Origin of the sequence: Citrobacter pasteurii (genome assembly GCF_019047765.1) — a bacterium.
Taxonomy (GTDB): domain Bacteria; phylum Pseudomonadota; class Gammaproteobacteria; order Enterobacterales; family Enterobacteriaceae; genus Citrobacter; species Citrobacter pasteurii.
In genome coordinates, this window is the sequence record NZ_CP077262.1 from 2,914,899 (window position 1) to 2,941,216 (window position 26,318).

At 51.2% G+C, this 26,318-nt stretch carries 26 protein-coding genes and 1 pseudogene; 17 read left to right on the forward strand and 10 right to left on the reverse strand.

From position 1 onward, the window contains the following. Positions 1 to 168 precede the first annotated feature (168 nt). Positions 169 to 636 carry an outer membrane lipoprotein SlyB gene (slyB, locus tag I6L54_RS14220; protein ID WP_003029175.1) on the forward strand — a complete coding sequence of 156 codons (468 nt, stop codon included), beginning with the start codon at positions 169 to 171 and terminating at the stop codon, positions 634 to 636. A gap of 48 nt (positions 637 to 684) precedes the next feature. Here the strand turns inward: slyB and slyA are convergent, their stop codons facing one another. Beyond that, positions 685 to 1,125 (reverse strand): transcriptional regulator SlyA, encoded by a 441-nt coding sequence (slyA, locus tag I6L54_RS14225; protein ID WP_040233837.1) that lies wholly within the window; start codon positions 1,123 to 1,125, stop codon positions 685 to 687. A 192-nt stretch (positions 1,126 to 1,317) separates the two neighbouring features. Between slyA and I6L54_RS14230 the strand changes: the two genes are divergently transcribed. The 3 genes and pseudogenes from I6L54_RS14230 to I6L54_RS14240 all read left to right on the forward strand — a co-directional run bounded on the left by I6L54_RS14230 (position 1,318) and on the right by I6L54_RS14240 (position 4,457). Continuing rightward, the gene (locus I6L54_RS14230) at positions 1,318 to 1,554 is read left to right on the forward strand and encodes a DUF1656 domain-containing protein (RefSeq protein ID WP_005127177.1); all 237 of its coding nucleotides are present in this window, start codon (positions 1,318 to 1,320) and stop codon (positions 1,552 to 1,554) included. Positions 1,555 to 1,556: 2 nt separating this feature from the next. Next, positions 1,557 to 2,420: an efflux RND transporter periplasmic adaptor subunit gene (locus tag I6L54_RS14235; protein WP_005127178.1), complete on the forward strand. Its 864-nt coding sequence runs from the start codon at positions 1,557 to 1,559 to the stop codon at positions 2,418 to 2,420. After that, positions 2,417 to 4,457: pseudogene (locus tag I6L54_RS14240) on the forward strand (FUSC family protein). Before I6L54_RS14235 ends, I6L54_RS14240 begins: the two are co-directional and overlap by 4 nt. On the opposite strand, the gene sodC reads toward I6L54_RS14240, so the two are convergent. From sodC to I6L54_RS14255, 3 genes are all read right to left on the reverse strand, one after another. Continuing rightward, a complete protein-coding gene (sodC, locus tag I6L54_RS14245) occupies positions 4,433 to 4,954 on the reverse strand; it encodes a superoxide dismutase [Cu-Zn] SodC (RefSeq protein ID WP_005127180.1) in 522 nt (173 codons plus the stop codon). The pseudogene I6L54_RS14240 and the gene sodC sit on opposite strands and share 25 nt — an antisense overlap. Positions 4,955 to 5,035: 81 nt before the next feature. After that, positions 5,036 to 5,932: an aldo/keto reductase gene (locus I6L54_RS14250; protein ID WP_040233834.1), complete on the reverse strand. Its 897-nt coding sequence runs from the start codon at positions 5,930 to 5,932 to the stop codon at positions 5,036 to 5,038. A 49-nt stretch (positions 5,933 to 5,981) separates the two neighbouring features. Further along, a complete protein-coding gene (locus I6L54_RS14255; protein ID WP_040233832.1) occupies positions 5,982 to 6,221 on the reverse strand; it encodes a DUF1289 domain-containing protein in 240 nt (79 codons plus the stop codon). Positions 6,222 to 6,322: 101 nt separating this feature from the next. Here I6L54_RS14255 and I6L54_RS14260 point away from each other — a divergent pair, with 101 nt between their 5' ends. The 4 genes from I6L54_RS14260 to rnt all read left to right on the forward strand — a co-directional run bounded on the left by I6L54_RS14260 (position 6,323) and on the right by rnt (position 9,321). Beyond that, positions 6,323 to 6,922, forward strand: coding sequence for a TetR/AcrR family transcriptional regulator (locus tag I6L54_RS14260; RefSeq protein ID WP_040233830.1), 600 nt, complete (start codon positions 6,323 to 6,325; stop codon positions 6,920 to 6,922). A 54-nt stretch (positions 6,923 to 6,976) separates the two neighbouring features. After that, positions 6,977 to 8,074, forward strand: coding sequence for an alkene reductase (gene nemA, locus I6L54_RS14265; RefSeq protein ID WP_005127184.1), 1,098 nt, complete (start codon positions 6,977 to 6,979; stop codon positions 8,072 to 8,074). Positions 8,075 to 8,171: 97 nt separating this feature from the next. Continuing rightward, on the forward strand, positions 8,172 to 8,579 hold the full coding sequence (gloA, locus tag I6L54_RS14270; protein WP_005127185.1) for a lactoylglutathione lyase: 408 nt from the start codon (positions 8,172 to 8,174) through the stop codon (positions 8,577 to 8,579). 94 nt (positions 8,580 to 8,673) lie between these two features. Then, entirely contained in the window at positions 8,674 to 9,321 is a 648-nt protein-coding gene (rnt, locus tag I6L54_RS14275; protein ID WP_005127186.1) for a ribonuclease T, read from the forward strand. A 53-nt stretch (positions 9,322 to 9,374) separates the two neighbouring features. Here the strand turns inward: rnt and grxD are convergent, their stop codons facing one another. Next, positions 9,375 to 9,722, reverse strand: coding sequence for a monothiol glutaredoxin 4 (grxD, locus tag I6L54_RS14280; RefSeq protein ID WP_003832760.1), 348 nt, complete (start codon positions 9,720 to 9,722; stop codon positions 9,375 to 9,377). Positions 9,723 to 10,055: 333 nt separating this feature from the next. Here grxD and I6L54_RS14285 point away from each other — a divergent pair, with 333 nt between their 5' ends. Both I6L54_RS14285 and sodB read left to right on the forward strand, forming a co-directional pair. Continuing rightward, positions 10,056 to 10,886 carry a C40 family peptidase gene (locus I6L54_RS14285; protein WP_005127187.1) on the forward strand — a complete coding sequence of 277 codons (831 nt, stop codon included), beginning with the start codon at positions 10,056 to 10,058 and terminating at the stop codon, positions 10,884 to 10,886. A 127-nt stretch (positions 10,887 to 11,013) separates the two neighbouring features. Next, positions 11,014 to 11,595: a superoxide dismutase [Fe] gene (sodB, locus tag I6L54_RS14290; RefSeq protein WP_005127188.1), complete on the forward strand. Its 582-nt coding sequence runs from the start codon at positions 11,014 to 11,016 to the stop codon at positions 11,593 to 11,595. A 40-nt stretch (positions 11,596 to 11,635) separates the two neighbouring features. Here sodB and I6L54_RS14295 read toward each other — a convergent pair whose 3' ends face one another. Continuing rightward, positions 11,636 to 12,805, reverse strand: coding sequence for an MFS transporter (locus I6L54_RS14295; RefSeq protein WP_005127189.1), 1,170 nt, complete (start codon positions 12,803 to 12,805; stop codon positions 11,636 to 11,638). Between the two features lie 177 nt (positions 12,806 to 12,982). Then, positions 12,983 to 13,072 carry a cytochrome bd-I accessory subunit CydH gene (gene cydH, locus I6L54_RS14300; RefSeq protein WP_003029209.1) on the reverse strand — a complete coding sequence of 30 codons (90 nt, stop codon included), beginning with the start codon at positions 13,070 to 13,072 and terminating at the stop codon, positions 12,983 to 12,985. 297 nt (positions 13,073 to 13,369) lie between these two features. Here cydH and purR point away from each other — a divergent pair, with 297 nt between their 5' ends. Next, complete coding sequence (gene purR / locus I6L54_RS14305) at positions 13,370 to 14,395, forward strand: HTH-type transcriptional repressor PurR (protein WP_005127190.1); 1,026 nt, start codon at positions 13,370 to 13,372, stop codon at positions 14,393 to 14,395. Here purR and punR read toward each other — a convergent pair. Continuing rightward, positions 14,392 to 15,324, reverse strand: coding sequence for a DNA-binding transcriptional activator PunR (gene punR, locus I6L54_RS14310; RefSeq protein ID WP_040233828.1), 933 nt, complete (start codon positions 15,322 to 15,324; stop codon positions 14,392 to 14,394). The genes purR and punR overlap by 4 nt on opposite strands. A 113-nt stretch (positions 15,325 to 15,437) precedes the next feature. Here punR and punC point away from each other — a divergent pair, with 113 nt between their 5' ends. Both punC and cfa read left to right on the forward strand, forming a co-directional pair. Continuing rightward, a complete protein-coding gene (punC, locus tag I6L54_RS14315; RefSeq protein ID WP_005127192.1) occupies positions 15,438 to 16,643 on the forward strand; it encodes a purine nucleoside transporter PunC in 1,206 nt (401 codons plus the stop codon). A gap of 290 nt (positions 16,644 to 16,933) precedes the next feature. Continuing rightward, positions 16,934 to 18,082, forward strand: a complete 1,149-nt coding sequence (cfa, locus tag I6L54_RS14320; RefSeq protein ID WP_005127193.1) for a cyclopropane fatty acyl phospholipid synthase — start codon at positions 16,934 to 16,936, stop codon at positions 18,080 to 18,082. 41 nt (positions 18,083 to 18,123) lie between these two features. On the opposite strand, the gene I6L54_RS14325 is transcribed toward cfa, so the two are convergent. Beyond that, a complete protein-coding gene (locus tag I6L54_RS14325; RefSeq protein ID WP_040233825.1) occupies positions 18,124 to 18,771 on the reverse strand; it encodes a riboflavin synthase in 648 nt (215 codons plus the stop codon). 217 nt (positions 18,772 to 18,988) lie between these two features. On the opposite strand from I6L54_RS14325, the gene mdtK reads away from it, so the two are divergent. Then, positions 18,989 to 20,362, forward strand: coding sequence for a multidrug efflux MATE transporter MdtK (gene mdtK / locus I6L54_RS14330; RefSeq protein ID WP_005127195.1), 1,374 nt, complete (start codon positions 18,989 to 18,991; stop codon positions 20,360 to 20,362). 19 nt (positions 20,363 to 20,381) lie between these two features. On the opposite strand, the gene I6L54_RS14335 is transcribed toward mdtK, so the two are convergent. Beyond that, positions 20,382 to 21,080, reverse strand: a complete 699-nt coding sequence (locus I6L54_RS14335; RefSeq protein WP_005127196.1) for an RluA family pseudouridine synthase — start codon at positions 21,078 to 21,080, stop codon at positions 20,382 to 20,384. Positions 21,081 to 21,766: 686 nt separating this feature from the next. On the opposite strand from I6L54_RS14335, the gene I6L54_RS14340 reads away from it, so the two are divergent. The 3 genes from I6L54_RS14340 (at position 21,767) to trpS (ending at position 26,035) form a co-directional block, all read left to right on the forward strand. Beyond that, on the forward strand, positions 21,767 to 22,876 hold the full coding sequence (locus I6L54_RS14340; protein WP_040233824.1) for an AI-2E family transporter: 1,110 nt from the start codon (positions 21,767 to 21,769) through the stop codon (positions 22,874 to 22,876). Between the two features lie 116 nt (positions 22,877 to 22,992). After that, a complete protein-coding gene (locus tag I6L54_RS14345; protein WP_040233823.1) occupies positions 22,993 to 24,777 on the forward strand; it encodes a diguanylate cyclase in 1,785 nt (594 codons plus the stop codon). Positions 24,778 to 25,030: 253 nt separating this feature from the next. After that, complete coding sequence (trpS, locus tag I6L54_RS14350; protein ID WP_005127200.1) at positions 25,031 to 26,035, forward strand: tryptophan--tRNA ligase; 1,005 nt, start codon at positions 25,031 to 25,033, stop codon at positions 26,033 to 26,035. Positions 26,036 to 26,318: the final 283 nt, after the last annotated feature.

Consider the following 26,318-nt stretch of genomic DNA (forward strand, 5'->3'; position numbering starts at 1 on the left):
AATTCCATCACCGTGATGAATGATTCGTTTATACTCGGTTAACCCGATTTCGGTTAAGATTTTCATATTGTTCCAGTAGAACATGTGACCTTAGACTCACAAATGCCATATAATTTAGCCATGAGGAGTGCTTTATTAGCGTTTCGTGGTGACAAAGGAGATTTGTAAATGATTAAACGTGTGCTGATTGTTTCATTAATGGGCGTATCTTTAGCGGGCTGCGTTAACAATGATAGCCTTTCAGGTGACGTGTATACCGCATCCGAAGCGAAACAAGTTCAGAACGTTACCTACGGTACGATTGTTCATGTTCGTCCGGTGCAAATCCAGGGTGGTGACGACGCAAACGTGATTGGCGCTATTGGTGGTGCTGTGCTGGGTGGGTTCCTCGGTAACACCGTAGGCGGCGGTACCGGTCGTTCATTAGCGACAGCTGCAGGTGCGGTTGCTGGTGGCGTAGCAGGCCAGGGCGTACAAGGCGCGATGAATAAAACCCAGGGCGTAGAACTGGAAATTCGTAAGGATGACGGTAATACCATCATGGTGGTTCAGAAGCAGGGTGCGACCAAGTTCTCTGCGGGTCAGCGCGTTGTTATGGCTAACAATGGTAGCCAGGTTACCGTGTCTCCACGTTAATAGAATTCACGTGTGGTCAGCCTCTGGCCACACGTCGTTTTGATCGCTTTATCCCTGCGACTGCAGTTCAATGATATTGTGTTCCAGTCTGGCGACCAGTTTTATCAGCAGATCAATCTCCTCAGTTGAAATCCCTTCCAAAATTTCGCCGCGCGTTTTGTTGATAACCGCTTCCATATCAGCAATCAGCGGTTCGGCCTTCTCCGTTAATTTGATTCTCTTTGCCCGACGATCGCTGGCGCAAGTCTGTCGTGAAATGAGTCCCTTTTCTTCTAACTGGTCGAGCGTACGCACCAATGAAGGCTGCTCAATACCAATCGCCTTAGCCAGTTGAATCTGTGATTGATCCGGTGGCAACTGATGAATGTTGTGCAGCGTAACCCAATGCGTCTGCGTCAACTCCAGAGGTTTCAGGCGATGGTCAATCAGAGCACGCCAAATGCGCACCAACCGTGCCAGATCAGAACCTAATGGCGATTCCAATTTCATCTCCTTATAATTAGCTTGCTAAGTTATTGTGCTGATTTTAGAATAGTGTGCAGCATTTGTATTCCCAAAACAAATGTATTGCCAAATTTGCTTACCGGATGACATTTTTTCAGACATTATGCGTTACAGAGACACATTGTCCCTTTTTTTGCTAAACCTATAGCAACGCTCTTTTCGCCAAGGATTTTGCCCGTGAAGTTTATGTTTAATGCAACAGGATTGCCCCTACAAGATTTAATGATCGGAGCATCTGTCTACTTCCCCCCTATATTCAAGGCGTTTGTTGCAGGATTTATCCTCTGGCTGGTTGTTCATCGCCTGCTACGCGACTGGATCTATTCTGGCGAAATCTGGCATCCCCTGTTAATGGATCTGTCCCTCTTTACGCTTTGCGTGTGTCTGGCCTTTGTCATGTTGATTGCGTGGTGATTATGTCGCTTAAAACCGTTAAATACTTCTCCACTATTATAGTCGCTGTCATTGCCGTCCTCGCCGGGTGGTGGATGTGGAATTACTATATGCAATCGCCGTGGACGCGTGACGGAAAAGTCCGCGCTGAACAGGTCAGCATCACACCGCAAATCTCTGGCAGCATTAGTGAACTCAACATTAAAGATAATCAACTGGTTAACAAAGGCGATGTTCTTTTTGTTATCGACAAGACCCCTTTCCAAATTGCTGAGCTGAACGCACAGGCTCAGTTGGCTAAAGCACAGTCCGATCTGACCAAAGCCGATAATGAAGCCAAACGTCGCCGCAATTTGTCGCAAAATTTCATCTCAGCAGAAGATTTGGACAGCGCACTACTCAATGTAAAAGCCATGCAGGCGACCTTTGCCACAGCCCAGGCCAGCTTGCGCTATGCCCAGTGGCAACTGGCACAAACGGTAGTCAAAGCCCCTGTCACAGGCTGGGTCACCAATCTATCAACCCGTACCGGAGACTACGCCTCAACGGGTAAACCGCTGTTTGCTCTGGTCGACAGTCACTCTTTTTATGTCATGGGGTATTTCGAAGAAACCAAGCTACGCCACATTCAAGACGGGGCACCTGCACTAATCACACTCTACAGCGGCAACATCAAGTTACAGGGTCACGTTTCCAGCATTGGTCGCGCTATTTATGATCAGAGTGTGGAAAGTAATTCCGGTCTGGTTCCTGACATTAAACCAAACGTTCCGTGGGTTCGTCTGGCGCAGCGGGTTCCCGTTCGTATCGAATTTGATACCCTTCCGCACGATGTTACGCTGGTTTCGGGGACAACCTGTAGCGTGTCCATCGGTCAGCAAAAATGAAACTGCCCCACCTGACACCAGCCAGTTTGCCGTGGTTTAAAGCCACGAGCGGACAGTGGCGTTACGCGCTGCGTAATACCATTGCGATGTGTCTGGCGCTAACCTTCGCCTATTACCTCAATCTGGACGAACCCTACTGGGCGATGACATCAGCAGCGGTAGTCAGTTTTCCAACCGTTGGTGGCGTGATAAGCAAAAGCCTGGGGCGTATCGCGGGCAGTTTACTTGGTGCAACGGCCGCATTGATTATAGCCGGCCATACCCTCAATGAACCCTGGCTGTTTCTGTTGAGCATGTCAGTCTGGATCGGTTTTTGTACCTGGGCGTGCGCGCATTTCACCAACAACGTGGCCTACGCTTTTCAACTGGCAGGCTATACCGCGGCGATTATTGCGTTTCCAATGGTGCATATTACAGAGGTTACGCAACTGTGGGATATCGCCCAGGCACGTGTGTGCGAAGTCATCGTCGGGATCCTCTGTGGTGGCTTGATGATGATGATCCTGCCCAGTACATCCGATGGCACCACGCTGCTGACCGCATTGAAAAATATGCATGCACGTTTGCTGGAGCATGCCAGTTTACTCTGGCAGCCAGAAACTACAGATGCTATCCGCACCGCCCATGAAGGGGTGATCGGCCAAATCCTGACAATGAATCTGCTACGTATTCAGGCGTTCTGGAGCCACTACCGTTTTCGCCGTCAAAATACCTTGCTCAATGCGTTGTTACACCAACAGTTGCGGTTGACCAGCGTAATTTCCAGTCTGCGGCGGATGCTACTGAACTGGCCCAATCCCCCGGCAAATACCCGGGATGTCATCGAGCAGTTGCTGAGCGCATTGGTAAAACCCGACACCGACAGCTACGCCGTCGCGCGGATTATCGCCCCGCTGTGCCCCGTCGATCAGCATGACTATCGGCACGTCGCCTTCTGGCAGCGTCTGCGCTATTTTTGCCGTATCTATCTGAAAAGCAGCCATTATCTGCGCTTACTGGAAAAGGGTGCCACGGTCGATACTATCAATGTTGAGCGTACGCCGGGTCTTGCCCGTCATACCGATAACGCGGAGGCTCTCTGGAGCGGATTGCGTACCTTCATTACGCTGATGGCGATCGGCGCGTGGAGCATTGGCGCACAATGGGAGTCAGGCTCCGGGGCCCTGACGCTTGCCGCCATCAGCTGCGTGTTGTATTCCGCCGTAGCGGCCCCCTTCAAATCACTCTCTTTGCTGATGCGCACGTTGATCCTGCTATCGCTGTTCAGTTTTGTGGTGAAATTCGGTCTGATGGTACAAATTACCGATCTCTGGCAGTTCATTCTGTTTCTCTTCCCGCTGCTTGCCACCATGCAGTTGTTAAAATTACAGATGCCGAAACTGGCGGGGCTTTGGGGACAGCTGATCGTTTTTATGGGATCGTTCATCGCGGTGACCAATCCTCCCGTCTATGATTTTGCAGGTTTTTTGAATGACAATACGGCGAAGATCACGGGCGTCGCGCTGTCGTGGCTGGCTTTTGCCATTCTGCGGCCAGGTTCTGATGCGAGAAAAGGCCGCCGTCATATTCGCGCGTTACGGCGTAACTTTGTCGATCAACTTAGCCGCCATCCGTCACTCAGTGAAAATGAGTTTGAGTCACTGACCTATCATCATGTCAGCCAGCTTAGCAATAGTCAGGACGCGCTGGCACGACGCTGGCTATTGCGTTGGGGGGTGGTTTTGTTGAACTGCTCACACGTGGTATGGCAACTGCGCACCTGGGAGGCGCGTTCAGATCCGCTCGCTCGCGTCAGAGACGTGTGTATCTCGCTGCTCCGCGACGTGATGAGTGAACGTGGCGTTCAGCAACGACCGCTGAATGCGACGCTAAATGAGCTACAGCGCATTTGCGATACGCTCGCCCACCATCATCAACCTGCCGCACAAGAACTGTCTGCGCTTGTCTGGCGGCTACACTGCTCGCTTTCACAGCTCGAACAAGCGCCGCCGCCGGGTACGCTAAGCCGTTGATTACTTGATAACCCCGCAGGCGTAGCGCGCTCCGCCACCGCCAAGCGGTTTCGGTTGATCGGACATATTATCGCCGCCCACATGGATCATCAGCGCCTTACCTTTTACCTCGTCGAGCGTTTTGAGCCGCGGTGCAACAACCGGCGTTGTCGCATTCCCTTCGTTATTTACCACCAGCAATGGCAGGTCGCCCATGTGGCCTGCGCCTTCCGGACCTTCATGCTTGCCAGTTTTATGCGGATCATAATGACCGCCAGCCGATTCTGCTGCCGAGGCTTTACCCTCTTTGATAGCGGGTTGGCAACTGCCGTTAGCATGCACATGAAAACCATGTTCACCTGGCGGCAGTGCTTTAAGATCAGGCGTAAACTCCAGCCCTTTTGCGGATTCGGCAATGGTGACAGTACCAATTTCCTGGCCAACGCCCTGCGACGTCACCAGATTCATCACCACTTTCTCACTGGCAGCCTGTGCACCTGCACAGGCCAATAACGTGATGATGGCTAAACTCAAACGTTTCATACAACCTCCGTCATCCAGGTGTCTGACTGATAAGTGTAATCCAGTGACATAAATTTGAACGACAGAACGCTGAATACGTGATTAAGGCACGTCGTAACCGAGCGCCGCTTTACGAATACGGAACCACTGCTGGCGAGACATGTTCAATGACTCTGATTCAATTGCAGCACGCACACGTTCGATTTTCCCCGAGCCAATTATCGGCAGTGGCTGCGACGGCAGACGCAGGATCCACGCATACACTACCTGTTCTATGGACTGCGCATTCAGTTCTTCTGCTATCACGGTCAGTTCATTACGCAGCGGCTGGAAGGCGTCATCATTGAAAAGACGCCCACCGCCCAGGCAAGACCAGGCCATTGGGCGGATACGCAGTTGTTGCAGCTGATCTAACGTCCCATCCAACAGGAGAGGTTGATGCACAGGTGAAATTTCGACCTGATTGGTTGCCAGGGTAAAGGGTAATCGCGATTGCAGCAGTGAAAACTGTGATGGCGTGAAGTTAGAGACACCAAAATGGCGCACCTTACCGCTATGATGTAATGTCTTGAAAGCTTCCGCCACATCGTCTGCATCCATTAACGGATCGGGGCGGTGGATCAACAGCAGATCAAGACGATCGGTTGCCAGCAGCTTCAGAGACTGTTCGGCACTGGCAATAATATGGGCGCTGTCAGTGATGTAATGACCCAGCGCGTTTTCCTCTTTCGCCGTCGTAGCAATACCGCATTTGGTAACAATCTGCATTTTTTCACGCAGGTGCGGCGCCAGTTTCATCGCCTCGCCAAACGCCGCCTCACACTGGTATCCGCCATAAATATCCGCATGATCGACTGTCGTGACACCGAGATCGAGATGCTCCTCAATAAAGCTGACTAGCTGACGCGCGGACATATTCCAGTCCATCAGACGCCAGTACCCCATCACAAAGCGCGAAAATTCCGGGCCTTGCGGCGCAATAGTAATACGCTGAACCATAGCAGCTTCCTTATAAGTGAATGTGCATCGAGTATACGCAATTACGCTGTTAAAAGAGTGAAGGTTGTTGCGGTTCTTCCGGCGGGTTGGATTTGTTTGCGCGTAATTTACGCACCAGGCGCTGGCGACAAAGCCGCAGCACTTCCTGCTTCTCGGCATCGCTCATCTTTTGCCAGTTGAAACGCTCATCCCGACTGCGAAAACAGCCACGGCAAAAGCCGCGTTCGTCGGACTGACATATTCCACGGCATGGGCTCTGGACGGGGAAAAACTCCAGCTGTTCGGCCACATCCCCTCCTGTAGTAAGATTGATATACTTATTGAAGACGTTAACTGAATTTCTCGCAAGGGCTATTGCATTAGACCGACTGGTCTATTACACTTCTTCCCATGAACAAAGTCACTGAACACGATACACGCGAACATCTGCTGGCGACTGGCGAACTGCTGTGTATGCAGCGCGGCTTCACCGGCATGGGCTTAAGCGAACTACTGAAAACCGCTGAAGTTCCTAAAGGTTCGTTTTATCACTATTTTCGCTCTAAAGAAGCGTTCGGCGTCGCGATGCTGGAACGCCACTATGCGGCCTATCATCAGCGACTGGCTACGCATTTTGACACAGGGGCGGGGAATTACCGCGACCGCATCCTGGCCTACTATCAGGAAACCCTGAACCAGTTTAGCCAGCACGGGATTATCAGCGGCTGTTTAACCGTTAAGCTGTCTGCCGAAGTGTGCGATCTATCAGAGGATATGCGCACGGCGATGGATAAAGGCGCGCGGCACATTATTGCACTGTTAGCGCAGGCGCTGGAGAAAGGTCGGGGCAATCACTGTCTGTCCTTTGTTGGCGAGCCGTTACAGCAGGCACAGGTGCTGTATGCGCTGTGGCTGGGCGCCAACCTGCAGGCCAAAATATCACGTAGTGCCACACCGCTGGAAAACGCGCTGGCTCACGTTAAAACCATCATTACAACGCCTGCCGTTTAACAGGCGTTTTTATTTCCCTTATTACTAGACGACCGGTCTATTCAGGAGTGCCACATGTCATCTGAAAAACTGTTTTCCCCACTGAAAGTGGGCGCCATTACGGCAGCGAACCGCGTATTCATGGCGCCACTGACGCGTCTGCGCAGCATTGAGCCGGGCGACATCCCTACTCCGCTGATGGCCGAGTACTATCGCCAACGTGCCAGTGCAGGGCTGATCATTAGCGAAGCTACACAGATTTCAGCGCAAGCGAAAGGTTATGCCGGAGCGCCAGGTTTGCACAGTGATGCACAAATTGCTGCGTGGAAAAAGATTACGGCGGCTGTACACGCTGAGCAGGGCCATATTGCCGTTCAGCTGTGGCATACCGGGCGTATCTCCCACTCCAGCCTGCAGCCAAACGGTCAGGCTCCGGTTGCGCCGTCCGCCATCAGTGCCGGGACCCGAACTTCTCTGCGCGATGAAAATGGACTGGCCACACGTGCCGATACCTCAATGCCACGTGCGCTGGAAACCGAAGAAATCCCAGGCATCGTGAATGATTTCCGCCAGGCGATTGCCAATGCGCGTGAAGCCGGTTTTGACCTGGTTGAGCTGCACTCTGCTCACGGTTACTTACTGCACCAGTTCTTGTCTCCAACCTCAAACCAGCGTACCGATCAATACGGCGGTAGCGTTGAAAACCGCGCTCGTCTGGTACTGGAAGTCGTCGATGCAGGTATTAAAGAATGGGGTGCCGATCGCATTGGTATCCGTGTTTCCCCTATCGGCTCGTTCCAGAACGTCGACAACGGCCCGAATGAAGAGGCTGATGCTCTGTACCTGATCGAACAATTGGGCAAGCGCGGCATTGCTTATCTGCATATGTCCGAGCCAGACTGGGCTGGCGGAGAACCGTATTCAGACGCGTTTCGCGAGAAAGTTCGCGCGCGTTTCCACGGTCCGATTATTGGCGCGGGCGCCTATACGCCAGAGAAAGCCGAATCATTGATCGAGAAAGGTCTGATCGATGCTGTTGCCTTTGGTCGTGCTTACATTGCTAACCCGGATCTGGTTGCCCGTCTACAGCGTAAAGCCGAGCTCAATCCACAGCGTGCGGAAAGTTTCTACGGCGGCGGTGCTGAAGGCTATACCGATTATCCTACCCTGTAACCTCACAAACTCAGTTCTGCCATTGATAGCGGCGTTATAACGCCGCTATACTAAAACAACATTTTGAATGTATTAGCCATTTTCGAAGGGGAAAAAGATGCGTTTACTTCATACCATGCTGCGCGTGGGTGACCTGCAGCGTTCCATCGAGTTTTACACCAACGTGCTGGGCATGAAGCTGCTGCGTACCAGCGAAAACCCTGAATACAAGTACTCTCTGGCCTTTGTCGGCTACGGCCCGGAAACCAGCGAAGCGGTGATCGAACTGACTTATAACTGGGGTGTCGATAAGTATGAGCTGGGCACAGCCTACGGTCATATCGCCCTGAGCGTAGATAACGCGGCACAGGCCTGTGAACGTATTCGTCAAAACGGCGGTAACGTGACGCGTGAAGCGGGCCCGGTAAAAGGCGGCACAACAGTGATCGCGTTCGTTGAAGATCCGGACGGTTACAAAATTGAGCTGATCGAAGAGAAAGACGCCGGCCGCGGCCTGGGCGACTAACCTCCCCTCGGGCGCAGATCGTCTGTGCCCGTAGTTTTATACTCATCATTTTGCCATAATACGCGCTGCAATTTTCCCGTATTAAGAGACCCAGATGTCCGATAACGCTCAACTTTCCGGTCTGTGTGACCGTTTTCGTGGTTTTTATCCTGTCGTCATTGATGTCGAAACAGCAGGATTTAACGCCAAAACCGATGCGCTGCTTGAAATTGCCGCCATCACACTGAAAATGGATGAACAAGGCTGGCTGATGCCGGACATGACGTTACATTTCCACGTAGAGCCGTTTGAAGGGGCGAATTTACAGCCGGAAGCCCTCGCCTTTAACGGTATTGACCCTAACAATCCGCTACGTGGTGCGGTCAGCGAATATGACGCACTGCACGCCATCTTCAAAATGGTGCGCAAAGGGATTAAAGACAGCGGCTGCAATCGGGCGATCATGGTGGCGCATAACGCTACTTTCGACCACAGTTTTATGATGGCCGCAGCAGAGCGCGCCTCACTGAAACGTAATCCGTTTCACCCCTTCGTCACCTTTGATACGGCGGCATTAAGCGGCCTGTCGTTGGGGCAAACAGTACTGTCAAAAGCCTGTCTGGCAGCAGGAATGGAATTTGACGGGAATCAGGCGCACTCGGCGCTGTATGATACCGAACGGACGGCCGTACTGTTTTGCGAAATTGTTAACCGCTGGAAACGCCTCGGCGGCTGGCCTCTGCCAGTGCCCGAAGAGGCGTAACGGCGGCATAAAAAAAGCGACCATCACAGGTCGCTTTTTTATTTCCGCTAAAATTACTCAGCGTCCGGCTCTTCGGTTTTGTATTTCGCCGCAGTTTCTTTAATCAACTGCTGCAACTCACCGCGCTGGTACATTTCAATTAAAATGTCACAGCCGCCTACCAGTTCACCATCAACCCACAGCTGTGGGAAAGTCGGCCAGTTGGCATATTTCGGCAGCTCGGCGCGAATATCCGGGTTCTGCAGAATATCAACATAAGCAAAACGTTCACCACAGGCGGACAACGCCTGCACTGCCTGAGCAGAGAAACCGCAGCTTGGCAGTTTTGGGGAACCTTTCATGTACAGGAGAATCGGGTTTTCAGCGATCTGGCGCTGGATTTTTTCGATAGTGGTGCTCATTATCTTGCTTCCTTAAACTTCTTTTACGGCAGTAGTCTGCATTGTAGCGGGTCAGGCAGGTAACGGAAAATAACATTTTCATTACGCGATATTATTTTATCGCCTGTCGTTAAAAGTTGCATTCACAATCTCATTTATCCGCATGAAGCCTGTGGATTTGATTATCTGTTCACCAATTACGCCCTGAATTGCTGTTTTTTTTTGCGGTCGGTTACGAAACGCAGTTTTAAACGAAAAAAGCTATTAACTTTCCCTCTTTCTATAGATTAGAATCGTCAAGTTTTGAAAATCACACGCAGGCACGATAGACCTGCCTTACCAGAGGACTGCTCAGTGGCGCGGATAAACCGAATCTCGATCACGCTCTGTGCTTTACTTTTTACCACACTGCCTTTTACGCCTATGGCTCATGCTTCCAAGCAGGCCAGGGCGACACCTACCGCTTCCCACACCGTCAAGACGGTAGATAAAAAGAAAAGCGCAACAGCCAGCCAAAAAGCAACAAAAACCAACAAGAAAACGGCGACAAAAAACACCAGTAAAACCAGTACGAAAACAGCTTCCTCCTCAAAAAAACGCACAGCGACTCCGGCAAAATCGACGAAAACAGCAAACCGTCGCAGTAAAACAGCGGCAATGCACCCTCCCGCCGTCATCTGGACTGAAAAATGTACCCCGCGCAAAGGTCATAAGCCACGTTGTGTAAAAGTGAAGACGACTGCGCCAACAGCCGTTGCTGATGTACATAAAGTGAAAGTACAGAAAGCGACCAAAACCGCCATGTCTACCCTGATGAACCAAATCGGCAAACCTTACCGTTGGGGGGGCACCTCACCCAGAACCGGTTTTGATTGCAGCGGGCTGGTTTATTACGCATACAAAGATCTGGTGAAATTCCGCATTCCGCGTACCGCTAATGAAATGTATCACCTGCGCGACGCTGCGCCGATTGAACGTGGTGAACTGAAAAACGGTGATCTGGTCTTCTTCCGCACGCAAGGTCGCGGTACCGCCGACCACGTTGGCGTCTATGTCGGCAATGGTAAATTTATCCAGTCTCCACGCAGCGGTCAGGAAATTCAAATAACCTCTCTGAGCGAAGATTACTGGCAACGCCACTACGTGGGCGCTCGCCGTGTGATGACGCCGAAAACAATTCGCTAAAAACTTACCCTACAGAATATGCTGTAGGGTAAGTTCTTCTTTTGCATAACCTTTCAATTTGCTACCCTATCCTTACTCACAATGAGGCTATTGTGTGTACTCAATATAAATAATAAGGAGAGAAGCAATGTCGTTCGAATTACCTGCATTACCGTATGCCAAAGATGCTCTGGCACCGCACATTTCTGCCGAAACGCTGGAATACCACTATGGCAAACACCATCAAACCTATGTGACTAATCTGAATAACCTGATTAAAGGCACCGCGTTTGAAGGTAAATCACTGGAAGAGATCGTACGTAGCTCTGAAGGTGGTGTATTCAATAACGCTGCACAGGTATGGAACCACACGTTCTACTGGAACTGCCTGGCACCAAACGCAGGTGGCGAGCCGACCGGTAAACTGGCCGAAGCGATTACCGCCTCCTTTGGCAGCTTTGCAGACTTCAAAGCTCAATTCACCGATGCCGCTATCAAGAATTTCGGTTCTGGCTGGACCTGGCTGGTAAAAGGAACGGATGGCAAACTGGCTATCGTGTCCACCTCCAACGCAGGTACACCGCTGACGACTGACGCGACGCCGCTGATGACCGTTGACGTGTGGGAACATGCTTACTACATCGATTATCGTAATGCCCGTCCTGGCTACCTGGAACACTTCTGGGCACTGGTGAACTGGGAATTTGTTGCGAAAAACTTCGCAGCATAAAATGACAGCGCAGAAGGGATTCCCTTCTGCGTTTTTGTTTTTAATTCGTTGCGTTGCAGACTTCTTCCGCTTGTTTCCTTGCCGAGACAAAGACCAGCAGTAGCGCAAGCCCTGCCACCATCGCCCCCATTACCGGTACGAAACTGTAGCCCAACCCTCCGGAAATTACCGCCCCACCAGCCGCCGCTCCCAGGGCATTCCCCAGATTAAACGCGCCAATATTAACTGACGATGACAATCCAGGTGCCTCGCTGGCAACGCGCATCACACGCATCTGCAGCGGCGGAACCACCGCAAACGTTGCTGCGCCCCACACCACCATACTCACGGCCGCACCCAGCTCATTACGAGCAAGGAAAGGTATCGCCAGCATAATCATCATCAGCAACAGTAAAAAGCCTTTCAGTGTACCGTTAACCGAACGGTCAGCCAGTTTACCGCCCAGATAGTTACCGATAGAGAACCCAACGCCAATCAGCACCAGCATACCGGTGACAAACGCCGGCGTAGCATGAGTAATGCTATGCAGCACGGGTGAGATGTAGGTATAAAGCGTAAACATCGCACCGGCCCCCAGAACGGTCGTCAGTAAAGCTGACACCACTTGTGGACGCATTAACACCGCCAGTTCTTTGCGCACATCAGGGCGCTCACCAGCCCCGCCTTGCGGTAACGAGAAGAACAGGCTGACCATCGCGATAACACCCAGTCCCGCCGTCGCCATAAAGGACATTCGCCAGCCGATGGTTTCCCCAAGCCAGGTTGCCGCGGGAACACCGCCAATATTCGCGATAGTTAACCCCATAAACATCGTCGCAACGGCGCTGGCCTGTTTATGTTTGGGGACAACGCTTGCCGCCACAACCGAACCGAGGCCAAAAAATGCCCCGTGGTTAAGACTGGTCAAAATGCGCGACAGCATCAGCGTCGTGTAATCCGGAGATATCGCCGAAAGCACATTACCCAACGTAAAAATGGCCATCAGGAAGATAAGCGCATTGCGACGCGCACGATGGGACAGAAGTAATGTCATCAGCGGTGCGCCAACCATCACGCCTACCGCATACGCGCTGATTAACATCCCTGCTGCCGGAATTGAAACATCCACGCCTTTGGCAATGACGGGTAACAATCCCATGGGAGAAAATTCGGTGGTGCCAATGCCAAACGCTCCGATCGCCAGCGCCAGTAAAGGATAATTTATTTTCATCTATCGACTCCGTAACGTCGAGCCTTGGCACGACACATCATAAGAGTCAAAAGCATGACATTGATCGCAAAATTAATAAAGTTAACAAAACTGCAAAAGACTTTTGCTTATTTGCAAAAAATAGGACGAAAAAGGTAAGCAGAAAGGATGAGGGAGAGCGAACTCCCTCGGGGGAAATCAGTGCAGTGCTGCAGTCAGGCCACCCGCGACAATCAGGCCCAGAACAATTATGGTCGTCACTAACGAAAATTTCAGATCGGTGCTCATCAAGTTTTCTCCTTTTTATTCCCACACAAAAAGTGATATTGCGCATTTTTACACACTTGAAAGCAAAAATCTCTCACGATTTATATTGATAACTGCTTTTAACTCTTCCCCTTTTCGTTAAGATCAGACAAAATTCCACGCTTACTTGATTAGCGTACCGGCCATTGACCCCTTCCTGACGTTCCGTGTCGTTTTCCCGGCGTGCCGCAACCCTGACGTTGCGTTGAGGGTGTGTGAAGGCAAACGTTTACCTGGAGTATTCTCAGGAGCTTAGGATATGGTCTGGAGTGAGATGTAATGGCAACTATTAAAGATGTAGCGAAGCGAGCAAACGTTTCCACTACAACCGTATCACACGTAATTAACAAAACGCGCTTTGTCGCGGAAGAAACGCGCAACGCTGTCTGGGCAGCGATTAAAGAACTGCACTATTCTCCGAGCGCAGTAGCGCGTAGCCTGAAGGTGAATCACACCAAATCGATCGGTTTGTTGGCAACCAGCAGCGAAGCGGCCTATTTCGCTGAAATTATTGAGGCAGTTGAAAAAAATTGTTTCCAGAAAGGCTACACGCTGATTCTGGGCAACGCCTGGAACAGTCTCGAAAAACAGCAGGCTTATCTGTCGATGATGGCGCAAAAGCGCGTTGATGGCCTGTTGGTAATGTGTTCAGAGTATCCGGAATCACTGCTTTCCATGCTCGAAGAGTATCGCCATATCCCGATGGTGGTCATGGACTGGGGCGAGGCCAAAGCCGACTTTACCGATACCGTCATTGATAACGCCTTCGAAGGCGGTTACATGGCGGGCCGGTATCTGATTGAACGCGGTCATCGTGAGATCGGCGTGATCCCGGGACCTATGGAGCGTAATACCGGCGCAGGCCGCCTGGCTGGCTTCATGAAAGCGATGGAAGAAGCGCTGATTAAAGTCCCCGAAAACTGGATTGTGCAGGGTGATTTCGAACCTGAATCCGGCTACCGCGCTATGCAGCAAATCATCTCCCAGTCGCATCGCCCAACCGCCGTATTCTGTGGTGGCGATATTATGGCGATGGGTGCGCTGTGTGCTGCAGACGAGATGGGGCTGCGCGTACCGCAGGATATCTCAGTTATCGGTTACGATAACGTGCGCAACGCCCGTTACTTCACCCCTGCGCTGACAACCATCCATCAGCCAAAAGATTCACTGGGTGAAACGGCCTTCAACATGCTGTTAGACCGAATCGTGAATAAACGTGAAGAGTCGCAGTCTATCGAGGTGCACCCACGCCTGATAGAGCGTCGTTCCGTTGCCGACGGTCCATTCCGCGATTATCGTCGTTAAGACTGTTGTGTGGGAGCCTCATCCGGCTCCCGCAGCCACTCTTTATTCAGCGTCTCACTATCCCCCAGGTAGTCCAGTAACCAGCTCAGTGCAGGCGACGTATCATTCTGCTGCCAGGTCAGGCAACAAGCGGCATCCGGGAACGGATTTTCCAGCTGTAACGCCACCCATTTACCGCCATCGATCCACGGTTTTGCAAAATGCGTCGGCACCATCCCGACACAGAGTCCGGCTGACAAGCAGGTAGCCGAGGATTCCCAGTCAGGCACAACGACGCGTTTTTGGTTGTCCAGCAGCCATGTAATACGTTTCGGCAGTGTGCGGGACGTATCTTCGCGTACCAGCGATGGCCAGTTGCGCAACGTATCGTCACTGAGCGGTCCTGGCATTGCCGCCAACGGATGATGACTGGCCACCACGCAACTCCAGCTCAGCATTCCCATATCCCGGAACGTATAGCGCCCCCCTACCGGAATGGCCTGCGTTGCTCCGATAGCTAACTCCACGCGACCATACGAAAGCGCGTCCCAGACGCCATTAAACACCTCCTGAAAGACCAGAAGTTCTACATCATCGAAATGGCGGTAGAAATCCACAATCATCTGTCGGGTCCGTTCTGGACGCACAATATTATCTACCGCAATCGCCAGTTGTCCTCGCCAGCCATTGGCGATTTGTTGACATTGCTGACGGGTGATCTGCATTTTTTTGATAACAGACCGGCCTTCTTTTAAAAACCACGCGCCAGCAGGCGTTAATTCCACGTCCCGATGACGACGTTCAAAAAGAGGCACAGCCAGCCATTCTTCCAGTTGACGCACAGTGTAGCTTACCGCCGAAGGTACGCGGTGCAACTCCTGAGCTGCGGAACTAAAGCTACCGTTGCGCGCCACCGCATCAACCACCTCAAGTGAATATTCCGACCACATATTCTGCCTGCAAAAAATTTGAAATCAGTAAACAAATATTAGCGTTTCACAGCAAGAATTTCACTCACTACACTCAGCGGCATTGTTCTACTGCTTAAAAAAGAGAAATGATGATGCAACCTGGGAAAGGGTTTTTAGTCTGGCTGGCGGGTCTTAGCGTGCTCGGCTTTCTGGCAACAGATATGTATCTGCCCGCCTTCGCCGCAATTCAGTCCGATTTACAGACACCCGCCTCTGCCGTGAGTGCCAGCCTTAGTTTGTTCTTAGCGGGATTTGCCGTCGCACAACTTTTGTGGGGGCCACTCTCCGACCACTATGGTCGCAAACCGATTTTGCTGCTGGGTTTATCTATCTTTGCTCTGGGTAGTCTGGGCATGCTGTGGGTTGAAAACGCCACAGGCCTGCTGGTACTACGCTTTGTCCAGGCCGTTGGGGTTTGTGCGGCATCGGTTATCTGGCAGGCGCTGGTCACCGATTATTATCCGTCACAAAAAGTAAACCGTATCTTTGCCACCATTATGCCGCTGGTTGGATTGTCTCCTGCACTTGCACCGTTATTAGGCAGTTGGATCCTGGTACATTTTTCCTGGCAGGCCATTTTTGCCACCCTTTTTGCGATTACCCTGATCCTGATGCTGCCGGCTCTGCGCTTAAAACCAACGACTAAAGCGCGCGACGACAGCCAGGATAAACTGACATTCGCCACCCTGCTGCGCTCGAAAATCTATCGTGGGAACGTATTGATTTATGCCGCCTGTTCCGCGAGCTTCTTCGCATGGCTGACGGGCTCCCCGTTCATCCTCAGCGAAATGGGCTACAGCCCGGCAGTGATTGGTCTGAGCTATGTTCCGCAAACTATTGCATTTTTGATCGGGGGTTACGGCTGCCGCGCGGCACTGCAAAAATGGCAGGGTCGCCAGCTGCTGCCATGGTTACTTATCCTGTATGCCATTAGCGTCGTAGCGACCTGGGCGACCGGCTTTATTCACCATGTTGCTCTGGCTGAAATCCTGATCCCATTCTGCGTGATGGCGATTGCCAACGGGGCAATCTACCCTATCGTTGTCGCTCAGGCATTACGGCCGTTCCCGCAGGCGACAGGACGCGCAGCCGCATTGCAGAATACGCTGCAACTGGGGTTATGCTTCCTGGCAAGCCTTGTAGTTTCCTGGCTGATCGCCACCCCGCTGCTCACCACCACCAGCGTGATGCTGACTACGGTGCTACTGGCGGCCGTAGGGTACAAAATGCAGTCACAGGCTGAGAACACATCCTTGCCGGATGAGAGCGCGCAAATTGCACACGGCGAGTCACATTAATCATTGCTGTGGGCACTTAGTTAGTCCGCTAACAATTATCGGTTGAATAGCCAAAAATTCAGGCCTATACTAATTTTTGGTTGTTAATAAAACGATAAGATTTATAGAGTAACGGGAACAAGCAGGTTCCCGTTTTTCCATGGATGGCCTTTTCGGCAAGGGTTTCTCCCTTCCTCTGTTCTACGTCGGATTATAGATTCGCGGATTAAATCCGTGAGATTTCTCACAAAGCCCAAAAAAGCGTCTACGCTGTTTTAAGGTTCTGATCACCGACCAGTGATGGAGAAGCTATGAGTTCATCATGTATAGAAGACGTCAGCGTACCGGATGATGACTGGTACCGAATCACCAATGAGTTATTGAGCCGTGCAGGCATTACCATTAATGGCCCGGCACCGGCAGATATTCGCGTTAAAAACCCCGACTTTTTCAGACGCGTGTTACAGGAAGGATCGTTGGGTTTAGGTGAAAGTTATATGGACGGCTGGTGGGAATGCGATCGGCTGGATATGTTTTTTAACAAAGTCCTGCGTGCAGGTCTTGAAAGCCAACTCCCCCGCCACTTCAGAGATACGCTACGTATCGCAACGGCCCGTCTGTTTAATTTACAAACCAAAAAACGTGCCTGGGTCGTTGGCAAGGAACACTACGATCTTGGCAACGATCTCTTTACCCGCATGCTTGATCCCTACATGCAATATTCCTGCGCCTACTGGAAAGATGCCGATACCCTGGAATCTGCCCAGCAGGCGAAGTTAAAAATGATTGCCGAGAAATTGCAATTGAAACCAGGTATGCGCGTACTCGATATTGGCTGCGGCTGGGGAGGCTTGTCCCAGTTCATGGCGTCACAATACGGGGTGAGCGTGACTGGCGTGACTATCTCGGCAGAACAGCAAAAAATGGCGCAGACGCGCTGTGAAGGGCTGGATGTCACGATTTTGCTGCAGGACTACCGTGACCTCAATGACCGGTTTGACCGTATCGTTTCCGTCGGTATGTTTGAGCATGTGGGACCGAAAAATTACAACACCTATTTTGACGTTGTTGACCGTAATTTAAAGCAAGACGGTCTTTTTTTGCTACATACCATCGGCTCTAAAAAAACCGACAATAATGTTGATCCGTGGATCAATAAATACATCTTCCCGAACGGCTGTTTACCGTCAGTTCGTCAGATTGCCAACGCCAGCGAGCCACATTTCGTGATGGAAGACTGGCATAACTTTGGTGCGGATTACGATACCACCCTGATGGCCTGGCATGAGCGTTTCATGACCACCTGGCCAGAAATTGCCGACAACTATAGTGAACGCTTTAAACGGATGTTCAGTTATTACCTGAATGCCTGTGCTGGCGCATTTCGCGCGCGCGACATCCAGCTGTGGCAGGTTGTGTTCTCTCGTGGCGTTGAACACGGGCTCCGTGTTCCCCGTTAGACAGCATCGCCCCCGAACTACCGGGGGCTTTTTATTCCGATTTAAATGCCCGCTTCGCCAGTAACATTACTCATAGCGCTTTCACGTGCGGCCAATACACGTTCAACCGTATCAACAACGGCCTGTGTTTGCGGGTCGATTTCGATATTGACTCGCGCCCCCAGTTTTTTCTTGCCAAGCGTCGTACGTTCCAGGGTTTCCGGGATCAAATGCACGCAAAAGCGTGTCGGTGTGACTTCGCCTACCGTCAGGCTAATACCGTCAATACCGATAAAGCCTTTGTACAGGATATATTTCATCAGCGACGGATCCTGAACTTTAAACCATAACTGACGATTATTTTCAGAGGTCAGGATTTTGGATACTTCAGCGGTAGTCATAATATGGCCTGACATCAGATGTCCGCCGATCTCATCGCTGAATTTTGCCGCACGTTCAACGTTGACCAGCTCCCCGACTTTCAGGTCACCCAAATTGGTGATTCGCAGCGTCTCTTTCATCAGATCGAAGCTTATCTGGTTACCGTTAATTTCGGTCACCGTCAGACAACAGCCGTTGTGTGCCACCGATGCGCCGGTCTCCAGCCCATCCAACATGTATTCAGGTAACTCCACTACATGCGTGCGAAAATTTGGTTTTTCATCAATCGACACCAGTTTCGCGGTGCCCTGCACAATACCCGTAAACATACCTGTAACTCCTGAACTCAATTAAGACATCTCTGCTGTGCACAATAGCAGGTGGAAAATCAGGTTGCCAGCAATGCGCCACTCCCGCCTATTTTTTCACTGGAGAAATACAGATTCCTCGCTACAATAGACTGAAATTTCCCCTGCATTTTCTCCTTGCTGCCATATAAGGCGGCTTTTTTAGTCTCTCAAATAACAACAATATAGTGGTGTACACGTGCAAAAGTATGTAAGTGAAGCGCGTCAGTTATTAGCTCTGGCAATTCCGGTGATTCTTGCGCAAATCGCTCAAACCGCAATGGGATTCGTCGATACCGTGATGGCCGGCGGATATAGCGCGACGGACATGGCAGCCGTTGCGATTGGTACGTCCATCTGGCTACCCGCAATTCTGTTTGGTCACGGGCTGTTGCTGGCGCTGACGCCAGTAATTGCGCAACTTAACGGTTCCGGGCGCCGCGATCGCATTGCTCACCAAATACGTCAGGGTTTCTGGCTGGCGGGGATCGTATCCGTTCTGATTATGATTGTGCTTTGGAATGCGGGATACATTATCCGCTCTATGCATAACATTGATCCTGCACTGGCCGACAAAGCCGTTGGCTATCTGCGCGCGCTGCTATGGGGTGCGCCCGGATATTTGTTCTTCCAGGTTGCCCGTAACCAGTGCGAAGGCCTGGCCAAGACCAAACCGGCAATGGTAATGGGTTTTCTCGGCCTGCTGGTGAACATTCCGGTTAACTATGTTTTCATCTATGGCCATTTGGGCATGCCAGAACTGGGCGGTGTAGGCTGCGGTGTGGCAACGGCAGCGGTGTATTGGGTGATGTTTGCCGCCATGCTTTCTTACGTAAAACGCGCCCGATCAATGCGTGATATCCGTAATGAGCGTGGCTTCCAGAAACCTGACATCGCGGTGATGAAACGCCTGGTACAGCTGGGTTTGCCCATTGCGCTGGCATTATTTTTTGAAGTCACGCTGTTTGCCGTGGTGGCGCTGTTGGTCTCCCCGCTGGGGATTGTCGACGTGGCCGGACACCAGATCGCGCTGAACTTCAGCTCATTAATGTTTGTCTTGCCGATGTCTTTAGCGGCTGCCGTCACCATTCGTGTGGGATACCGCCTGGGTCAGGGATCAACGTTGGATGCTCAGACCGCTGCCAGAACTGGCTTAGGTGTCGGCGTATGTATGGCGATGATGACCGCCATTTTCACCGTCACATTGCGCGAGCACATCGCCCTGCTCTACAACAATAATCCTGAAGTTGTCACACTGGCTGCACAACTGATGTTACTGGCTGCCGTGTACCAGATTTCGGACTCAATTCAGGTTATTGGCAGCGGGATCCTGCGTGGTTATAAAGATACGCGTTCCATTTTCTTTATCACCTTCACAGCGTACTGGGTGCTGGGGTTGCCAAGTGGATATATTCTTGCGCTCACCGATCTGGTCGTCGACCGCATGGGGCCAGCGGGCTTCTGGATGGGCTTTATTATTGGCCTGACCTCTGCCGCGGTGCTGATGATGCTGCGGATGCGTTTTCTGCAACGCCAGCCGTCAGCCGTCATTCTGCAACGTGCAGCACGATAACACCGTAATAGCCGCCGAGTTAAAATGGGCTGGCATGGCAGACGTTGATTTGTTCTTTGCTGATGGGATGTACCAGCCGCAGTTCGCTGGCGTGTAACATCAGCCGTGACGTCTGCTCCGTGCCTGGCCACTCGCGTCCACCATAAAGATCACAGCCCCAGATCGGATGACCCAAATGCTGACAGTGAAGACGTAGCTGATGGGTTCGTCCGGTCTCCGGCATCAGTTGCACCCGCGTCAGGGGCAGTGACCTTCCGTCCTTCAGTAGCTGATTGAAGCGCTCAATCACCCGAAAACGGGAACGCGCAGGTTTACCGCTATTGGCACTAATCGACATCAACGGAAACAGTGCTGGATCTTTGACAATGGCAGCATCAATCACACCGTCATCCTGTTTCAGGTGTCCACATAACAATGCGCTGTACACCTTAGTCACCGAGCGCTGGCTGAACTGCTGACAGAGCGCAGCATTGATTGCTTTATTGCGTGCAACGACCATCAGACCCGAAGTACCAAAATCAAGCCGATGCGCCAGCGTACAGCCCGGGTATGTCTGTACCAGACGATAGTGCACCGAATCAAGATTTTGCGGATTTTTCCCCGACAGACTCAGCAACCCACTGGGTTTATTGATAAGCAGCAGATGTTCATCCTGGTAAAGGATTTCTATTTCGTCATGGCACGGCGGAGCAACAAAGGTATCGAGAATCGTAGACATCAGACAACCAGACTAAAAAGTGGGGGTGGATCATAACGAATTTTCAACTGGCTGGCGAATCAACTCGCTGCATGATGGACGATAATTAACCCAATACAGTGGTATTCGAAATTGTCTGCTTTCGATGAGATAATGTTGAACATATGATAAATGCCATGCTATTTTTTTGCAGAACCGCTATTAAATACCCGATATGAATTGTGAGACTCAGGTCAACGTGTACATTAATACACATATTTCCCATTTGTATATCTTGAACAAATAATTATCATTAACCATCCAGTTTTCTTCGGCCATCGTCATGTCTGCAATAAAACAGCTAGTATTGGGGCTTATATGCTTATTCGGCATTACTTCACCCTGCGCACTCTACACTGAAGGTTTTAATGGCTCGACTGTGTTATCTGTCATTATCATTAACATCAGCATGCCGTATTTTAAATATAAATAAGAAACTCATTACTTCAAAGATAGGGCATTCTGGCAAGCATTCCTATAGCGTTATGCAGCAGCCGTTTTTGTACTATACATACTGGCATTGGATCTTTCCAACACGGGGCAATTTTTTGTTCTGAGTTCACTGTTTGATCATCAAGGCGGCGTTAAGCCGGAATCAACATCCACAGTTGGTAATTCTGCTGAACAGTTCTATAGTCGAGACTGTTTCTCAGTTACAGGATTCACTAATGCGATTTAACGGACTGACCAAAGGTTTCTTCATTTTCATTCTTGCCCTCGTGACCTGGGCGTTTTTCGACGTGTTGTCCCCCTACTTCTCCGCAATCTTGTGGGCCGCAATTCTGACGACTATCTTTAATCCGGTAAAAAACAAACTGCGCAGTGCGCTTGGCGAACGTAACGGTCTGGCATCGTTAATCACTATAGGTATTATCTGTTTGATTGTCTTTATTCCTCTGATGGTGATCCTGTCGTCGTTGGCAATCGAACTGAATGTGGTTTACACCAAGTTGCAGCAAAACGATACGCAGTTTCCGGAAGTGGTCAGTTCTATTCTTTCGTATCTTCCTGACTGGGCCAGAGGGTTCCTCGCAGAACACAATCTGGATAATGTCGCGCAGATCCAGAAAAAACTCTCCGACATTGCGCTCCAGGGCGGACAGTACCTCGCAGGCAGTGCTTTCCTGATTGGTAAAGGAACCTTCGGTTTCGCCATCAGCTTTGGCATCATGCTGTACCTGCTGTTTTTCCTGTTGAAGGATGGACCGTATCTGGTGCGTCAGATTCTGGACTCCTTACCGCTGTCTGATTTTGCCAAGCAGCACTTGTTTGCCAAATTCGTGGGTGTCACGCGGGCGACTGTCAAAGGCACGGCGGTTGTCGCTGTTGTACAGGGCACGCTGGGCGGCATTGCTTTCGCCATTGTCGACATCGACGGTAGCATCTTGTGGGGCGCGCTAATGGCATTCCTCTCGCTGGTGCCTGCAGTTGGCTCGGCGATAGTCTGGGTCCCTGCGGCTATTTTCCTCTTTGCCACCCACCAACTGTGGCAAGGACTGTTTATTGTCGGATTCTTCGTCATTATTGTCGGACTGGTGGACAATATTCTGCGTCCGCTACTGGTAGGAAAAGACACCAAAATGCCGGACTACCTGATATTGATTACCACCCTCGGCGGGATGGAGATTTACGGTATCAACGGCTTTGTGATTGGCCCACTGATCGCTGCACTGTTTTTGGCGAGCTGGAATCTGTTCTCCGGACGTGACCATGAGGGCAACGTAGAAGGTATCGATGAAGCCTTCATGGAAGAAGGAAAAAACCCTCCAGATTTATGATGGCATGACGATAACAAAGGGCGGCCGCGGGTCGCCTTTTGTTTTCACGCAAAATCATACGTTTCCTATAATTTCAATCATGCTTATTCATTAATCGTCGCAGAAGGAACGAAAAAGTGCGAATAGCCACAATCACCAACTGGGCTTACAGTGCGACGGTATGCCTGACCATTGCCTCCGGCGTTGTTATGCTGATGGCATCCGGAGCAGACAATACTGAACGTCAGGTGGTAGAGCAGCGATATAAATTTGATCAGCTAACCGAAGAGGTGGAGCTCGATGCCTGGTCACTGTCCGATTTAGCTCGCGAGTACGTGATCGCCAAAGATCCAGATGCACTGAATGCCTATCGCCAGAAGGCGTCGTCGCTAAAAGCGGTTGAGCAGCGGTTAACAAAATTAAAGGACTTCGGCGCAACAGGTGAAGAGCTGGCGCTGCTGCATGAAGGATTACAAATTGTCGATGCGCTGCAGGAAGAGCAAGCAACCGCGCTCGCCAGTATGGCCCGCGGAGAAACGTCACAGGCAATCACCCTGCTCTACGGCAAAGCCTACGAACAGGAACTGGAACGGGCGCAGGTGCGGATAGATCATTTCCGGCAGTTGCTCGATAACCGTGTACGTAACAGCATTGACGATGCCACCAGGACCTCCCGCATACTGCGTACGCTCTCCGAAGTTATGGTCGGTTTAACCGCACTGCTGTTTTTGTTTGTCCTCGGCTTTATTTTGAAACGCCGCGTATTGCGTCCGGTTGTGCGTCTGAGCGACGTGGTTCATCGTCTCGCATCGCAGGATTATGCCGTAGAAACGCCTAACTTTAATCAGATTGATGAGATTGGCGATATGGCGCAAGCCATTCGTATTTTTCGTGAGAACGGCCTGGCGCGGCAGCGGCTGGAGAAAGAGCGGGATGCCGACTGGGCAATCCGTGAACTGTTGGCGCGTATGACCCAGCGTTTACAGGGCTGCGAAAACTTTGCCGATGTAATCAATGTTGCGCAGCTTTTTGCCCCGAACATTGCCCCTGGCGTTGCCGGACGGCTCTACATTCTTGATCGGGAAGCCTGGCACATGCGCTGTGCCGCCGAGTGGCTTTCGCCGCAAGGCAAAACTGACCCTTTCCATCCGGATGACTGCTGGGCAGTGCGCCGTGGGCAAAGTCATCCTCCCGTGCAAGGTGAGCCGGATATCGCCTGCTACCACCTGCCTGAGTCGTGTCAGGATCATACCCTGTGCGTACCGTTGATCGCCCAGGGGGAAGCCATCGGCCTGCTCTCATTCCAGAATCTCAGCGACAATTCTGCCCCTTCCCGTGCTTATCTGGAGCTGATGGCCGAGGCACTTGGACTGGCATTAGCTAACCAACGTCTGCGCGATGCACTACTGGAAAAAGCGCTTTATGATCCACTGACAGGTCTGCGCAATCGCCATCACCTTGAAGACACTCTGCGCACCCAGATGAGTCAGGCTGTCCACAACCAGGAACCGATCAGTTGCCTGATGATCGATATCGATCACTTCAAAAGCATCAACGACCGTTTTGGTCATGAGGCAGGTGATGGGGTGATAAAAAGTATCGCAGCAATTATTCAGCGCGTTGTTCACGACCACGGAATGGCCTTCCGCTACGGTGGTGAAGAGTTTCTGGTTCTGCTTGCCGGTATGGATGAAGAGGCGGCCAATCGCTTCGCGACGGACATTTACAACGGCGTACGCGAGTTGACGCTCAGCTTTGGCGTCTCTGATATCGGTCACGTTGATGTGTCTATTGGTGTTGCCAGCTACCCGCAGCACGCCCAGAGCGATAACCTGTTACGTGCCGCGGATGTCGCGCTGTATCGCGCAAAAGAGCTGGGGCGTTCCCGCATAGTGAGCTTTGGGATGCTGGAAGCGAGCTGACAAGCGGTGCGTAAACCCAGACGGGTACTTCCTGACCCCTCCGGGTGGGCAGAGCATTACTTTACCTCTACTCCTGGTAGTGATATGTTGAACTGATGAATATAAAACACGATTGCAACGGTTTTAACCACAAACGTTGGTGGCTGCCTTCTTAAAGGCGGTCAGAATGTGTTTATCCATTTTTAAATAACCGCCGAAAGGCGGTTATTTGCATTTTGAGACCCCTTTCGGTTTTATGCTTAAGGAGTCTTCTATGAACAACAAATCCATCATCCTAACCGGCGACCGCCCTACTGGGCCACTGCATCTTGGCCACTATGTAGGTTCCCTGCGCCAACGCGCGATACTGCAACACGATTATCAGCAGTTTGTTCTGGTAGCAGACCTGCAAGGTCTGACCGATAACGGCAGCAATCCACAAAAGATCCAAAATAACATACCCGAAGTGTTGGCCGATTATCTCGCTGCAGGTATTGATCCCTCACTCACCACCCTTTGTTTACAATCGGCACTACCTGCCCTTGCCGAACTCACCGCGCTGTATATGAATATCGTTACCGTGGCTCGCGTCGAGCGTAACCCAACGGTCAAAAATGAAATTGCGCAAAAAGGTTTCGCCCGTTCGCTGCCGGTCGGTTTCCTGGTTTACCCCATCAGCCAGGCAGCAGATATTACGGCATTCAAAGCCAGTCTGGTTCCCGTCGGCGACGATCAGCTGCCGATGATCGAACAGACTAATGAAATCGTGCACAAGATGAATAGCCTGTTACCGACCCCCGTTCTGCATCACTGTAAAGCTATGTTAAGCGAAACCAGTCGTCTTCCTGGTATTGACGGCAACGCCAAGATGTCGAAATCACTCGGTAATACGCTGCTCCTGTCAGCAAGTGAAGAGACTATCCATCGCGCCGTCAGCGCAATGTACACTGATCCTAACCACCTAAAAGTGTCCGATCCGGGGCAAATTGAGGGTAATGTCGTGTTCAGCTACCTGGATGCTTTTCACCCGGATAAAGCCAAAGTCGCAGAAATGAAAGCGCATTATCAGCAAGGAGGATTGGGTGATCGGGCATGCAAAAATGAGCTGGAAATGTGCCTGCAAGAACTCATCGCGCCCATGCGTGAGCGTCGGGCAACCTATATTCAGGATAAAGGTATGCTGATGGCGATGCTTAAAAAAGGCAGCGCGCAGGCCTACGACATCACGCAGCAAACACTAAGAGAAGTAAAACAAGGATTGGGATTGTCGGTATTTTAATCTGGATTGGTGTCCCTCCCGGCGGAGAATAATCACCGGGAGGGATGACTCTGTTTTGCGCCGCATTGTACCCGCATCACGTGGAACATGACGCTGTGATTAAGTGCGATCCAACTGATTGTAAATATCGGATCCAGCCATTTAGATACCCGACACCTGGCACCATTCGCGGGACAAGGTTGAAAGCAACGACCAGGATGAGCCCCCTTCACGCATGCAAACCGCTATTTTTATCCCGCCGTAAATGGCACTAACGGGAAGATGTGACCCCGTATCACCATGC